Raw genomic sequence first — 14,437 nt, forward strand, 5'->3', positions numbered from 1 at the left:
CTGCAGTGTCTTGATCGGCCCCGGACGTGGCGACTTGAGGATCGGGGCCGCCGGCACCCACGCTCACCCCTCTGGGCGACGCCCCGCCACCCTGCCCCTACGATCCGTCCATGCGCGAACCCGCACCGACCGGCGCACGGGGCCGCGCCCTCGCCGCACTCGCGTCGCTGCGACGGGCGGCCGCGCGCCCGGCGGTCGCCCGACCGCTCGTGGCGCTCACGGTGGTGGCCCTCGCCGTCGGCTCGGTGTCGGCGGCGCGCTCGCTGCCCGACGGGGTCGAGGTCCGCTGGTGGCTCGTCGTACTCGTCGGTGCGGTCGGCACGCCCGCCACGGTGGCGCTCAACGCCCTCGAGTACCGCGCCAGCGCCCGGGCGGTCGGGGTCGACGAGACGCTCGGCACCGCCGCCCGGGTCAGCATCTACGGCACCGCCGCCAACCTCCTACCCCTCCCCGGCGGGTCGCTCGTCCGGATCGACGCCATCCGGCGGCGCGGCGGCTCGATGCGCTCCGCCACCTCGATCACCATCGCCGTCGGCCTGCTCTGGTTGGGTGCATCGCTCGTGATGGCCGGCGGGCTCGGGGCCACGACGACGCCGGGGCTGGCCGTCGTCTTCCTCCTCGCCGGCGTGGCGCCGCTCGTCGCCGCCCACCTCGTCATGCGCCGGCTGGGCAGCCCGCCACGAGCCTTCGTCGTCATCGCCGCCGTCCAGGTCGCGGCGGTGTCGGTCCAGGCCCTGCGCTTCTGGCTCGCGGCCGCGGCGATCGACGCCGACCTCGGCCCGAGCCAGGCGTTCGCCCTGGGCGTCTCGGTGACGGTCGCCGCCGCCGCCGGCTTCCTGCCCGGCGGACTCGGCATCCGCGAGGCGATCGCCGCCGCGCTCGGCCCGCTCATCGGGCTCACCGCGTCGCAGACCTTCCTCGCCACGTTGGTCGACCGCATCGCCGGCCTCGCGGCCGTCACGGTCGTCGCCGTCGTCGTGATGGCCGCCACGCGCGGCGAGGCCCGTCGGCTCCTCGACCAGGAGGCCGGTAACCTCGCCGCGCCCGACGATCGGAGTACATCCCCGCCGTGAAGCTCATCATCCAGATCCCGTGCCTGAACGAGGAGGAGCAGCTGCCGGCCACCCTGGCCGACATCCCACGGGACGTGCCCGGCTTCGACGTCGTCGAGCTCATGGTCATCGACGACGGCTCCACCGACCGGACCGTCGAGGTCGCTCGAGCTCACGGCGTGCACCACATCGTCAAGCTGCCCCAGAACCGCGGGCTGGCCGCGGCCTTCCAGGCCGGGCTCGACACCGCGCTCAAGCTCGGCGCGGACGTCGTCGTCAACACCGACGCCGACAACCAGTACCGCGGCGACTCGATCCCCGACCTCGTGGCGCCGATCGTCGCCGGCGACGCCGACGTCGTCGTCGGCGATCGCGACGTGCGCAACATCGCCGAGTTCTCCTGGCTGAAGCGGCGGCTCCAGGTGCTCGGCAGCTGGGTCGTGCGGGTCGCCTCCGGCACCGACATCCCCGACGCCACCTCCGGGTTCCGGGCCTACACCCGGGAGGCAGCCCTCCAGCTGATGGTCGTCAGCCGCTACACGTACACGATCGAGTCGATCATCCAGGTGGGCAAGTCGCGGCTCGCGGTCACGCACGTCCCCATCCGCACCAACCCCAAGGTCCGCGATTCACGCCTGTTCTCCAGCACCTGGGGCTACGTCCGCCGCAACGCCCTCACGATCCTCCGGGTCTTCGCGGCCTACGAGCCGATCAAGTTCTTCTCGACGATCGCCGCGCTGCTCGTCGTCGCGGCCCTCGCGGCGTTCTCGCCGTTCCTCTGGGACTGGATCGTCAACGGCGAGCGCAGCGGGCACCTGCAGTCGGTGATCCTGGGCGCGATCCTGTCGATCTCCGCGTTCCTCGTCGTCGTCCTGGCGATCGTCGCCGACCTCATGGCCGCGCACCGCGCGGTCACCCAGCGCGTGCTCGAGCACACACGGCAGCTCGAGCTCGCGGCCGGCGTCCCGCCGCTGCACTACGAACCGGGCGCCACCGAACCCGGCCCCACCATCAGCGCCGACTGATCGCCCCGCGGGGCCTGCCGGCCACCGCAACGGCGACGAGCAGCACCGCCGTCGCCCCGGTCACCGCCATCCCCACCTGCCGACCGGGGGGCTCGAAGCGCAGCGCCAGGTCGTGGCGACCCTCGGGCACGACGACCCCCATCAGGGCGTGGTCGACGCGCACGAGCGCCACGGCCTCGCCGTCGAGCGTCGCGCTCCACCCGTCCTCGAACGACTCGGCGACGACGAGCATCCCCGCCGCCTCGGCATCGACCTCGACGTCGATCGTGTCGCCGTCGTCGGTCGTGACGTCGATCGCGGCATCACCGGCCGAGAGCCCCTCGACGGGTACCTCGACCGCGACCACCTGGTCGTCGAGACCCGCTGACAGCGCCGCGAGCCGCTCGCCGGCGTCGGGGAGCACCTCCGCCGAGGTGGCCCAGCTGAACCGCGGCCGCACCGACAGCCGCTCGTAGACGGGCGTCCCCTCCGACGTCACCACACGCAGATCGTCGCCGCCGACGACCCGCGCCGACGGCGCCACGTCACCGTCCACCGCGGTGAGGTCGATGGCATCCGCCGGGTTCGGCGACCGGAGCGTGAGCGTCGCCCGGGTGACACCGTCGACCTCCGGGACGACGATCGTCAGGTCGTTCCCCACGGCGCCGAAGAGGCGGCGCCAGCCCCTGTCGACCCGGTTCCCGTCCTCGTCGAGCAGCTCGACCTCCACGACCGCCTCGGGTGAGACCCCCGACGGTGCGGCGGCGGCGAGCACGACCCCTCGATCCCCCTCCACCCAGCGCAAGGGCAGCGGTCGGTCCGGCACGAGCGTCACCTGCGACCCGCTGGCGACGTCCGCATCCACCAGGTCGCCGAGCGGGGGTTCCTCCGGGTTGGCCACGAAGTACCGGACCGCCAGGCGGTCGAGGACGGGCGACGACACGACGGCGGCGTCGACCGCGAGCACGCTGTGCGTCGGGGTCCTCATGACCCGGGGGTCGGCGGTGGCGAGGAGGTCGGACCACGCGTCGGCGTGGAAGGTGTGGCCCGTGGCTCCGCGCAGGGGGTACGCCACCTGGCTCCCGGGCCACATCGTGTTCCCGGCGGCGGCGAACCGGTCGAGCCCGAGGTGGTCGTCCAGGAACTCGTGCGTCGGCGTCACCTCGAAGAACCGGTCCCGTGACGTGGTCGGCCAGAACCGGTGGGCGAACGACGTCCCGTCGACCGCCACGACGGCCAGGAGCGCGACCAGCGCGACCCGTGGGATCCACGTGCGCCGCCCTGCGAGCGCCACCACGACGAGACCCCCGACGGCCACGAGCACCAGGAGACCGGGCACGAGCATGACCGACCCCCACTCGCCGAGCTGGTCCGCGTCCGCCGCGCGCCCCCGGGACGCGACCGCTGCGGCGGCGACCGCAACCGTGGCCACCACGACCCCACCGAGCAGGCGGAGCCGCTCCCGAGAGCGCACGACCTCGTCCGCGACACTCCGGGACAGGGCGTCGAGCCCGGCCGCCGCGAGCACCGCCATCACGAACCCGAGGACGGATCGGGCGCGGCCGATGCCGTTGCTGGAGAGGAGCGGGGCGCTCCGGATGAGGCGGGCCGGGGGCAGGTCGGTGAAGATCACGAGCGTCCACGTGACCGCCGCCAGCGCGAACAGGACGACGACGACCCGGCGCGGGTGCCGGCTCAGCAGCGCGACGGCGACGATGGCGAGGAACACCGCCCCGACACCGACGAAGGCGTTCAGCTCCATGATGTTGCGCGGCCCCCAGTACGGACCCCCGTCGAGCCCGAACGCACCGCCGAAGGGCAGGGTCAGCAGACCCGACGGCGGCAGGGAACCCTGGCCGAGTCCCTCCCGGTAGCCGAGGTCGATCCCCTGCATCCGCCGGGCCCACGGCACGAGCGCGAACGCGCTCAACCCCACGGCACCGACTCCCCCCGCGGCGATCGGCGCGAGCCTGCGAGCCGTCGTCGTGAGCTGCTGGCGCCACCCGTCGCCGCCCGAGGCGTCCATCCACAGCCGCGCGACGACGTAGGGCACGAGCGTCATCACCGCGAAGACCGCCACGGCCGGGAACCCCGACAGGAACATCCAGGCGCCGGCGAGCGCCAGCGGCCCGAGGCTCGCCCACGTCCGCTCCTGGATGGCGCGCTCGGCGGCCCAGAACACCACGGGGATCACGGCCGCGGTCAGGGTGTGCGGCCAGTTGGTCCAGACGGTCATGAAGCCCGACAGCGCGAACGCCACGCCGCCGGTGGTCGCCGGGAGGCGGCCCATGCCGACGCGACGGCAGAACGCGAACGTGGCGCCGGCCGCCACCGCCATCTCGAGCGCCTTGGTCCACGCCGGCGCCAGCCACGGCGGCAGCACCAGCCACGGCAGCACCCACGGCGTCCAGTAGGCGATGCCCGGGAACCCGCCGTGGGGGCGCCCTCCGACCTCCCACGGCACCCAGAGCGACAGGTCGCCTTCTCGCGCCTGCCGTGCGAACTCGATCAGGGCCGGCGTCGAGCCGTCGATCGTGTCGAAGATCGGTGGGAAGCGTTCGAGCAGCTCCGGGAGCGACGCCGTCGCCTTCCACGGGTACACGTTGGCGGTGAGGCCGACGCCGTGGAAGGCGGCACCGCCCAGGAGCGGCCCGCCGATGGCCAGCGCGATCACGACGGCGATCAGCAGCGCGGGCCACCACCGGTCCCAGCTCGGGAGGCGGCCCCTCACGTCAGTCGAGCGACCAGGCGGGCCAGCGGCACCCTGAAGTCGTCGAGCAGCTCGATGCCCTCGAGCCGCAGCACGGCATTGTCCAGGACCGAGTTGGCGGGCCGTGGTGCCGGACGCGGCATCTCGGCGGTGCTGATCGGCTGCACGCGGTCGGGGTCCTGACCGGCGGCTCGCATGACCTCCTGCGCCAGCTCGAACCAGCTGACGGCCCCCTGGTTGGTGACGTGGGTGATGCCGGTGCGCCGCTCGACGGCGAGCCGACGGATCATCTCCGCCAGGTCGTCGGCGAAGGTCGGGTGGCCACGCTGGTCGTCGACGAACCGGAGCGTGTCGTGCTCGGCGGCCAGCCGCAGGATCGTCTTCACCATGTTGGGGCCGTGCTCGCCGCACACCCACGCGGTGCGCACGACGAGGGCGTCCGGGCCGGCCTCGACCTCGCCCGCGAGCTTCGAGCGTCCGTAGACCGAGCGCGGGCCGGTCGGGTCCCACTCGGTGTACGGGGCGTCCTGGTCACCGGAGAACACGTAGTCGGTGGAGATGTGGGTGAGGTGCGCACCGACCCGCCGGCAGGCGTCGGCGACGTACCGGACGGCGAGGGCGTTGTCCCGGTACGCCCGGTCGGGGTCCGACTCGCACGCGTCGACCGCGGTCCACGCCGCGGCGTTGATCACGAGATCCGGCGCCAGGGAGGTGATCGCGCCGAGGACCTGGTCGCGGTCCGACACGTCGAGCGCCGCTCGATCCGCCGCGACCACGTCGTGGCCGTCGAAGGCAGTGACGAGCTCACGACCGACCTGTCCGCCCGCGCCGGTGACGAGGACCTTCACGAGCCGGCGTTCTTCAACGGCTCCCACCACCAGCGGTTGTCGCGGTACCAGGCGACGGTCTGCTCGAGCGCCTCGTCGAGGGTCCGCTGGCGGCGCCACCCGAGCGCGGAGACCTTGGCGATGTCGACCGAGTAGCGGCGGTCGTGGCCGAGGCGGTCCTCGACGTAGGTGACCATCTCCTCGCCCACGCCGAGCAGGGCGAGGATCTTGTCGACGAGCACGCGGTTCGGCGTCTCGTTGCCGGCGCCGATGTTGTAGATCTCGCCGTGCGCGCCCTGCTCGAGCACCAGGTGCACGCCGGCGCAGTGGTCGTCGACGTGGATCCAGTCCCGCTCGTTGAGCCCGTCGCCGTAGAGAGGGATCGGCTTCCCGTCGAGCAGGTTGGTCGTGAACAGCGGGATGGCCTTCTCGGGGTACTGGTAGGGCCCGAAGTTGTTCGTGCAGCGGGTGACGGTGACCGGCAGCCCGTGGGTGTGGTGGTACGAGAGCGCGATGAGGTCCGAGCCCGCCTTCGACGCCGAGTACGGCGAGCGGGGCTCGAGCGGATCGGTCTCCTTCGAGGAGCCCTCCTCCACCGACCCGTAGACCTCGTCGGTGCCGATGTGGACCACCCGGGGGATCTCGAGGCGGCGCGCCGTGTCCATCACCACGTTGGTGCCGAAGCAGTTCGTGTTGACGAAGTCGTCGGGGCCGGCGATCGATCGGTCGACGTGGCTCTCGGCCGCGAAGTGGACCACGGCGTCGTGGCCGGCCATCGCCTCCTCGAGGGTGCCCGGGTCGCAGATGTTGCCCTTGACGAACCGGTAGCGAGGGGAGTCGTCGACGTCCTTCAGGGTCGAGAGGTTGCCGGCGTAGGTCAGCGCGTCGTAGACGGTGACCTCGTCGTCGGTGTTGGCGAACACCCAGCGCACGTAGTTGGAGCCGATGAACCCGGCGCCGCCGGTGACGAGGATCTTCATCAGAACCGCTCTCCTTCGAGGTCGAGGATCCGCAGCAACCGCTCGGCGTAGCCGCTCTTCGCCAGGTCGCCGCCGTGGTCGGCGGCCTCGGCCAGGCGGTGCAGCTGCTCGGTGTCGATGAACCCCTCCCGGTGCGCCGCGGCCTCCGGTGACCCGATGAGCAACCCCTTGCGGCGCTGCTGGCCGGCGACCCACGTCTGGGCGTCGAGCATGGCGTCGAAGGTGCCGACGTCGAACCAGTCGGTGGAGAACGGCAGCCGGCACACCTCGAGCAGGCCGTCGGCGAGGTAGCCGGCGTTGAGGTCGGTGATCTCGATCTCGCCACGGGGGCTCGGTGCGAGCGAACGGGCCCGGTCGACCACGCTGCTGTCGTAGAAGTACAGCCCGGGGACCATCAGGTTCGACGGCGGGTCCTCAGGCTTCTCGTGGATGCCGACGACGCGTCCCTCGGCGTCGAGCTCGAGCACGCCGTACCGATGCGGGTCGTGGGCCCACAGACCGAACACCACCGCGCCCTTGGGGTCGGTGTGGGTCTGGAGCTGCTCCCCCAGGCCGTAGCCGTAGAAGAGGTTGTCGCCGAGGATCAGCGCCACCTTGTCGCCGCCGATGAAGTCGGCGCCGACGATGAACGCGTCGGCGAGGCCGCGGGGCTCGGCCTGCACCGCGTACTCGAAGCGGCAGCCCCACTGGCTCCCGTCGCCGAGGAGCGCCTCGTACAGGGGCAGCTGGTCGGGGCTGCTGATGATCAGGATCTCGTTGATGCGCGCGTGGATCAGCGTGCTGATCGGGTAGTACACGAGCGGCTTGTCGTACACGTGCATCAGCTGCTTCGACGTGCCGCGGCTGGCGGGGCCGAGGCGGGTCGCCCGTCCGCCGGCGAGGACGATGCCCTTCACCGGTCCTCCCCCGCCGTGACGGGGACGCCGAGGTCGACTGCCGGGGTCTTCACCTGTCGCAACACGCCGGGCACCGTATCGGACCGGGGCCCACGGGTCGGAGCGGCTCAGGCCGGGAGGACGTCGTCCTCGTCCACGCGCGCCAGCTGCACGGCCAGCAGCGCACCGAGGAGGAGCGCCACCGCACCGGTGCCCGCCACGAGCCCCAGCTCCACGCGCAGGTAGAGGTCGGCACCCATGGCGGTGACCACGACGAAGGTCGCCACACCCGCCGCCCAGGCCAGCGCGAGGTGCGCCTGGGAGCTCAGGGCGATGAGCGACTGGCCGAGGGTGACCGCGACCATGAACGCCGAGCTGCTGAGGGCGAGGAGCGCGAAGTCGCGGTGCCCGAGCTCGTAGTCGGGGCCGAAGAGCAACGTGACGACCTCGGGGCCCACGGCCCAGGCGCCGAGCGTCGCGACGAGCCCGATGCCCCCCACGACGGTCAGGAGCTTGCGAAGGGCGTCCTTGAACTCGGTCCAACGGCGCCCGCCGGCCAGGTGGGCGAGCCGGGGCAAGAGCGATGCCTGCACCGCCTGGAAGAGGAACAGCGGCACGCGGGCGATGACCAGGCCGGCGAGGAAGCGGCCGGCCTCGTCGGACTGGTCCTCGGCCGCCAGCAGCTCGATCGCGATGGGGCCGGCGTTCAGGAGCCCTGCGGTGAGGATCGACGCGGCGAGGAGCGCACCGAGGGAGGCGGTGACCTCGCCGGCGCGGCTCTCGGGACCGGGCTCGACCAGGCCCCGCGGCCGGGCGAGCGCCGCGGCGACGGCGACGAAGGGGACGACGCCGAGGAGCAGGCCGTACGGCCCGGCCGTCTCCACCCCGACGACGAACAGCGCCGCCGCGGCCAGGGTGCGGCCGACGCCCTCCACGCCGAAGTACAGCGAGTAGCCGCTGAAGCGGCCGTGCCCGGCGAGAAGCCCACGGACCGGGTGGGCGACCGCGTAGCCCACGATGCTGAGGAGGAAGCCGACGAGCAGCGCCCACTGCTCGTCGAAGAGCGCGTCGTAGCTCCACGGCAGCGAGCCGAGCGACACGACGATCACCGCAGCGAGGATCGCGAGCCCGATCAGGGCGGCGTGCCGTACGACGGGTGCCGCACCGACCCCACGGGCGCGGCGGCTGGCCACCGCCCGGCTGACCTCCTGCTCGATCGGCAGGAACACCCCCGGCGCGGCGAAGAACGTCACCGCCCACATGACCGACAGCGGCGCGAAGCCCGATGCGCCGAGGCCACGACCGGCCAGGGCGAGGAAGGCGTAGGCGCCGATGCCGTTGAGCAGGAGCCCGACGCCGACCGAGACCGTCCCCTCGGGGAGGGGGTTGGCGGCACGGGCCCGCGCGATCAGCGTCAGCGGCGGCGGGCCGCCGTCCGCCACCGGCACCTCGGTGGTCTGCTCGGACATACGGGAGCGCACACTAGACGTGCGCGCTCCCGAGCCGATCGATCAGGCCGGCGCCTGGATGGGGTGGGGCGTGCAGTGCTCGTCGTACTCGGCGATGACGATCTGGTCCGGGTCGATGGAGCACGCCGGGCAGTTCGGGTCGCGACGCACCTTGAAGGTGCGGAACGACGTCTCGAGCGAGTCGTAGGTGAGCAGGCGGCCGGCCAGCGAGTCGCCGATCCCGAGGATGAGCTTCACGGCCTCGATCGTCTGGATCGTGCCGATGATGCCCGGCAGCACGCCGAGCACGCCGGCCTCGGCGCAGGACGGGGCCAGCTCCGGCGGCGGCGGCTCGGGGAGCATGCAGCGGTAGCACGGCCCGTTGTGCGGGTCGAAGACCGTGGCCTGCCCCTCGAAGCGGAAGATCGAGCCGTGGACGACGGGCACGCCGACCTTCAGCGACGCGTCGTTGAGCAGGTAACGGACCGGGAAGTTGTCGGCCCCGTCGATGACGAGGTCGTAGCCGCTCAGGATCTCGACCACGTTGGAGGCGTCGAGCCGCGTGTCGTGGGCGACGACGTTCACGTCCGGGTTCAGCAGCGTGATCGTCTTCTTCGCCGAGTCGACCTTGCGGTCGCCCAAGCGATCCATGTTGTGGATGATCTGGCGCTGGAGGTTCGACTGGTCGACCACGTCCATGTCGACGATGCCGATCGTGCCGACGCCCGCCGCCGCCAGGTAGAGCGCGGCAGGCGAGCCGAGGCCGCCGGCGCCGAGCAGCAGGACCTTGGCGTCGAGGAGCTTCAGCTGCCCCTCCTCCCCCACCTCGGGGAGCAGGAGGTGGCGCTGGTAGTGGTTCCGCTGCTCGGGGGTGAGTACCTGCGGGGCCTTCCACTCGCGGCCCTCGTCCTTCCAGCGGTTGAAGCCGCCGATGACCGAGACGACGTCGGTGTAGCCGAGCTCCTCCATCGTCTTGGCGGCGAAGGCCGAGCGGGTGCCGCCGGCGCAGTAGATGACGACCGGGGCGTCCTTGTCGGGGATGCGGTTCTCGATGTTGCTCTCGAGCTGGCCGCGGGGGATGTGGACCGCCCCGGGGACGGCGCCCTGCTCGTACTCGTCGGGCTCGCGCACGTCGAGGAGGACCGCGCCGGGCGCCTGACGGGCGGCGTCGGCGGCCTCGGTGTCGATCTCGCGGATCTGGGCCTTGGTCTGCTTCAGGAGCTCGCGGAAGCTCGGCATCGGTGGTCCCCTGGGTGCGATGGGTTCGTGCGGTCCCTAAACCCTATCGACTTGGTCGGGATTTGCCCAACCTGCGGTCGAGCAGCGCTCAGACCGGTGGGAGGTCGGCGACGAGACCGGGCAGCGTCGTGCCGATCGGGGCCCGCAGAACGACGTCGGCGAGGTCGTCGAACGTCGTCGGCTCGGCGTTGACGATCACCACCGACGCACCCAGCGACGCGGCGAGCGGGACGACCTCGGCGATCGGGTAGACGCTGAGCGTCGAGCCGACCGCGAGCATGAGGTCGCACTCCCGGGCCGCCTGCTCGGCCCGCATGAGCGCCCGGGTGTCGAGCGACTGGCCGAAGCTGATCGTGGCCGACTTGAGGATGCCCCCGCAGCTGCGGCACGCCGGGTCGTCCTCGCCGGCGCGCACACGTTCCAGGGCCCGTTCCATGGGTGCCCGCTCGTCGCAGCTGAGGCACATGACCTCGCGGACGGTGCCGTGGATCTCGACCAGGCGCGACGGGTCGGTGCCGGCCTTCAGGTGCAGGCCGTCCACGTTCTGGGTGATCAGCGTGTGCAGGCGGCCGCTGCGCTCGAGGTCGACGAGGGCGTGGTGGCCGGCGTTGGGCTCCGCGGCGAGCGTCGGCGTGCGCAGGCGGTTCTGCCAGCCGCGGCGGCGGACGTCGGGGTCGGAGACCCAGTGCTGGAGCGTCGACTGCTTCTCGGCCTCGGGGTTCTTCGTCCAGACGCCCTGCGGGCCGCGGAAGTCGGGGATGCCGCTGTCGGTGGAGATCCCGGCTCCGGTGAGGACGGCGACGGCGCGAGCGCCGGCGATCAGCTCACGGGCCCGGTCGAGGGCCTCCGGATCGGCGGTGATGTCCATGCGGTCACCGTACCGATCACCGCAGCGAGCGCTTGATGGACCGAAGGTGGTTCACTCCAGGTGGTGGACACCGAGCACCTGTCAACCGCCGGTCCAGCCCCGGAGTGAACGCCATGGCGGCTCGGCGCCTCGTGGTCCTCACCGCCGCGACTGTTCTCGTCGCAACGGGCTGCCCAGGCGAGTACGGAGGTGAGCACGAGTGGCGCCTGACGGTCTCGGTGCCTTTGCAGACCTACCCGCAGACCGTGGTGCTGTCGGACACCGACGCGGACAAGCTCGGGCTCGACGATCAGCGCGTCGCGCTCGAGGACACCTCACGGTCTGCGAACGCGCGGCTCGACACGAACATCATGATCCCCGACGGAAGCACTGAGCGGTACTGCTTCGAGGACGATGTGGTCATCGAAGGCGGCGGCACCACCGAGGTGCTGTGGGAGGCCGGCGTGTGCGTGAGCTCCCGCACCAACCAGCCGATCACAGACTGAGGTCGGCATGCGTGGGCCGTGCCGCTCCGTCGCCGTCAGATCTGGAAGTCGACGAGGTCCTCCGGTGGACGGTCCGGTCCGAGCGTCCACCGGCGGTGCTGCCCGTCCCACACCCACCAGCCGTCGTCGATGAGGCGGTTCCAGCCTGCGACGAGCTCGGCCAAGGAGCCGGCGATCTGACGTCCTGGCATCCTCGAGGTCTCGTAGCGCCACACCGGCGAGGTGCCGGTCGGTTCCGCCCCGCACTCGACGGCGAGGCTCCCGCCCGACCCGAAGTTGATGACCGGAAGCCATGACGGGTCCCACAGGTCGGGGGGCTCGAGATCCGGATCGAGGCCTCTCCGGAACTCATCGGCCAGGCCCAGGTACATGAGGCGGACTTCGAGCGCCTCTCGGAGCCGCACTGCATCCATCGCCGGGCCGACCCGGCGTTCAACGGCACGGTTCGATCCGTCGTCGCCGCCTTGCCAGGAGAACCACACCGTGAGCTCGTCGGAGGCGGCGAAGCCCAAGGTCCGCAACTCGGGAGCGAGCGTGTCCGGAGCAACCCCCGAGCCGAGGAGTTCCCTAAGGTCGACACCGTGAGCCGACCACCGAGCCTCGAGGCCCGCGAGTGCCTCACGCAGGGCGTCGGCGCTCACGTCCCCCGTCCAGGCGGGAGGGAGTCGTCGGGTCCGTATGGGCTCATGCCTTCCGCAAGGTAGCTCCGCGCGGCGCGCGGGTCGCGGTCACGCAGTTGACAGATCGAAACAGCATGAAACATCATGACGAGCCTCCACGCACTTCCCCTCCAACGACTCCCATCGCTCGCTCGGAGGCCCCCGTGCCCGACATGTCTGCCACCCGCCCGCCCCTCGCCGACGCCACGCTGCAGATCCGCCCCTGGGCCGATCCGGTCATCGACGAGATGGGACACGACCTGCGGTCCCACTACGTCGAGCGCTTCTGGCTCGGCATCCTCGGCCCGTCCACGACGCTGCTGCTGCGGCGCATCGCCCTCGGCTTCGACGCCGAACCCGACGGGTTCACGCTGCACCTCGGCGACACCGCCCGCTCGCTCGGGCTCGGCGCCCGGGCCGGGAAGCACTCGCCGTTCGTGAGGGCGCTCGACCGCTGCTGCCAGTTCGGGGCGGCCCGCCGCCACGGCGACCAGCTCGACGTCCGGCGCCGCCTCCCGCCCCTCACCCGCTTCCACGTGTCCCGCCTCCCCGAGCCGCTCCAGGCCGAGCACGACGACTGGGTCGCACGCTCGTCCGCTACGCCGACGCCGGCTGACGCGCACCGCCGCGCCCGTCGGCTGGCCCTCGGCCTGCTCGAGCTCGGAGAGGACCACGACGAGGTCGAGCGGCAGCTCCACCTGTGGCGGGTTCACCCGGCCATGGCCCACGAGGCGCTCCGCTGGGCCACCGCCCACCTCGCCCACGACGCCGCCTGACCGCTCGAGCGGTCGGCGGCCCGTCAGCCCGCCGTCGACCGCTCGAAGCCCTCGATCAGATCGACGAGCAGACGCACGCCGAAGCCGGTACCGCCGGCGGTGACCTCTCCCCTGTCGTCGTCGCTCCACGCCGGGCCCGCGATGTCGAGGTGCGCCCACGGGATCCCGTCGGCGACGAACTCGCGCAGGAACAGCCCGGCGATCGACGCCCCGCCGTAGCGCCCGGCGCCGATGTTCTTGAGATCGGCGATCTTGGAGTCGAGCTGGGGACGCATGTCGTCGGGCAGCGGCAGGCGCCACACCCGCTCGCCGGTCCGCGCCGCGGCCGTCTCGACCTGGTCGAGCAGCGCATCGCCCCGGCCCATCAGACCGGCGATGCGGTTGCCGAGCGCCACCATGCACGCCCCCGTGAGGGTGGCGACGTCGACGATGGCGTCGGGCTGCGACTCGCTGGCCATCACCAAGGCGTCGGCGAGGATGAGCCGCCCCTCGGCGTCGGTGTTGAGCACCTCCACCGTCGTGCCGCCGCGGATCGTCAAGACGTCCCCGGGTCGGGTGGCGTCACCACCGGTCATGTTGTCGGTGAGCGGCACGTACGCCGTGACCGCGGTCGTGGCCCCCACGGCCGCCAGCGCGGACATGGCGCCGAACACGGCCGCCGCCCCGCCCATGTCGCTCTTCATCGTCGACATCCCGTCGGCCGTCTTGATCGAGAGGCCGCCCGAGTCGAACGTGATGCCCTTGCCGACGAGGGCGATCGAACCGGTCGGCGTCCCCGCCGGCGTGTAGCTCACGGTCACGAAGCGCGGCGGCTGCTCCGAACCGCGGTTGACGCCGAGCAGGCCGCCGAGCCCGGCGGCGCGGATGGCCGCCTCGTCCATGACCGAGACCTTGAGCTTCTCGCGCCGGGCCATCTTGCGGACGGCCTTCGCCACCTCGAGCGGCGTCATCGAGCCGCCCGGTTCGTTGACGAGGTCGCGCGCCCAGCAGGTGGCCTCGGCCAACGCGGTCGCGCGCTCGACGGCCGAGCTGACGGCCGCCCCGGTCGGACCGACGAGCGTGACCGACTCGATCCCCTCGGGAGCGGTGTCGGTCTTGTGGGCGCGGTAGCGGTACGACGCGAGCACGACCCCCTCCACCAGGGCGGACGCGACGGACGCGGCGTCGAGCCCGCCCTCGAGCACCCCCGGCTCGATGGCGACCCGTCGGGCCCGCCGCGCGGCGCGCGCCACGGCTGCACCCGCAGCACGGACGGTCGCGGCGTCGACAGCGTCGGCGTCCCCGAGACCGACGAGGACCAGTGTCGTCCTGTCGTCTCCCGGGAGCGCGACCGCCTGGCCGACCGACCCCTCGAAGCCCTGGGCGGCCAGGTAGGCGGACGGACCGGGCGCGGCGCCTGCGGCGACCTCGGCACGGGTGACGCCTCGGGCGACGACGTCGACGCCCTTCGGGCGCGAGCGGGCGGGACGGAACGTGATCGGCACAGGAGCTCCTCGGCACACGACGACGCCGGC

The 14,437-nt window shown here is 72.4% G+C and carries 13 protein-coding genes; 4 read left to right on the forward strand and 9 right to left on the reverse strand.

Annotated elements, in window-relative coordinates; all coding sequences use genetic code 11:
- Positions 1-110: 110 nt before the first annotated feature.
- Positions 111-1,073, forward strand: coding sequence for a lysylphosphatidylglycerol synthase domain-containing protein (locus GH723_RS12525; protein ID WP_153759962.1), 963 nt, complete (start codon positions 111-113; stop codon positions 1,071-1,073).
- Complete coding sequence (locus GH723_RS12530) at positions 1,070-2,077, forward strand: glycosyltransferase family 2 protein (RefSeq protein WP_153759963.1); 1,008 nt, start codon at positions 1,070-1,072, stop codon at positions 2,075-2,077. The genes GH723_RS12525 and GH723_RS12530 overlap by 4 nt, the downstream gene beginning before the upstream one ends.
- Here GH723_RS12530 and GH723_RS12535 read toward each other — a convergent pair.
- The 7 genes from GH723_RS12535 to GH723_RS12565 form a co-directional block, all read right to left on the reverse strand.
- Positions 2,064-4,787: a YfhO family protein gene (locus tag GH723_RS12535; RefSeq protein WP_153759964.1), complete on the reverse strand. Its 2,724-nt coding sequence runs from the start codon at positions 4,785-4,787 to the stop codon at positions 2,064-2,066. The genes GH723_RS12530 and GH723_RS12535 overlap by 14 nt on opposite strands.
- Complete coding sequence (rfbD, locus tag GH723_RS12540; RefSeq protein ID WP_195210278.1) at positions 4,784-5,614, reverse strand: dTDP-4-dehydrorhamnose reductase; 831 nt, start codon at positions 5,612-5,614, stop codon at positions 4,784-4,786. Before rfbD ends, GH723_RS12535 begins: the two co-directional genes overlap by 4 nt.
- Positions 5,611-6,573, reverse strand: coding sequence for a dTDP-glucose 4,6-dehydratase (gene rfbB / locus GH723_RS12545; protein WP_153759966.1), 963 nt, complete (start codon positions 6,571-6,573; stop codon positions 5,611-5,613). Before rfbB ends, rfbD begins: the two co-directional genes overlap by 4 nt.
- Positions 6,573-7,469 (reverse strand): sugar nucleotidyltransferase, encoded by an 897-nt coding sequence (locus GH723_RS12550; protein WP_153759967.1) that lies wholly within the window; start codon positions 7,467-7,469, stop codon positions 6,573-6,575. The genes rfbB and GH723_RS12550 overlap by 1 nt, the downstream gene beginning before the upstream one ends.
- A 107-nt stretch (positions 7,470-7,576) precedes the next feature.
- Positions 7,577-8,917, reverse strand: coding sequence for a lipopolysaccharide biosynthesis protein (locus GH723_RS12555; protein WP_153759968.1), 1,341 nt, complete (start codon positions 8,915-8,917; stop codon positions 7,577-7,579).
- Between the two features lie 42 nt (positions 8,918-8,959).
- The gene (gene moeB, locus GH723_RS12560; protein ID WP_153759969.1) at positions 8,960-10,135 is read right to left on the reverse strand and encodes a molybdopterin-synthase adenylyltransferase MoeB; all 1,176 of its coding nucleotides are present in this window, start codon (positions 10,133-10,135) and stop codon (positions 8,960-8,962) included.
- Between the two features lie 88 nt (positions 10,136-10,223).
- Complete coding sequence (locus GH723_RS12565; RefSeq protein WP_195210279.1) at positions 10,224-11,003, reverse strand: SIR2 family NAD-dependent protein deacylase; 780 nt, start codon at positions 11,001-11,003, stop codon at positions 10,224-10,226.
- 104 nt (positions 11,004-11,107) lie between these two features.
- On the opposite strand from GH723_RS12565, the gene GH723_RS12570 reads away from it, so the two are divergent.
- Positions 11,108-11,488, forward strand: coding sequence for a hypothetical protein (locus GH723_RS12570; protein WP_153759970.1), 381 nt, complete (start codon positions 11,108-11,110; stop codon positions 11,486-11,488).
- A 35-nt stretch (positions 11,489-11,523) separates the two neighbouring features.
- On the opposite strand, the gene GH723_RS12575 is transcribed toward GH723_RS12570, so the two are convergent.
- Complete coding sequence (locus tag GH723_RS12575) at positions 11,524-12,129, reverse strand: SMI1/KNR4 family protein (RefSeq protein ID WP_153759971.1); 606 nt, start codon at positions 12,127-12,129, stop codon at positions 11,524-11,526.
- Positions 12,130-12,320: 191 nt separating this feature from the next.
- Between GH723_RS12575 and GH723_RS12580 the strand changes: the two genes are divergently transcribed.
- Positions 12,321-12,923 carry a hypothetical protein gene (locus GH723_RS12580; protein ID WP_153759972.1) on the forward strand — a complete coding sequence of 201 codons (603 nt, stop codon included), beginning with the start codon at positions 12,321-12,323 and terminating at the stop codon, positions 12,921-12,923.
- 23 nt (positions 12,924-12,946) lie between these two features.
- Here GH723_RS12580 and GH723_RS12585 read toward each other — a convergent pair whose 3' ends face one another.
- Entirely contained in the window at positions 12,947-14,407 is a 1,461-nt protein-coding gene (locus tag GH723_RS12585; RefSeq protein WP_195210280.1) for a leucyl aminopeptidase, read from the reverse strand.
- Positions 14,408-14,437 lie beyond the last annotated feature (30 nt).

It is taken from the genome of Actinomarinicola tropica (assembly GCF_009650215.1).
GTDB lineage: Bacteria > Actinomycetota > Acidimicrobiia > Acidimicrobiales > SKKL01 > Actinomarinicola > Actinomarinicola tropica.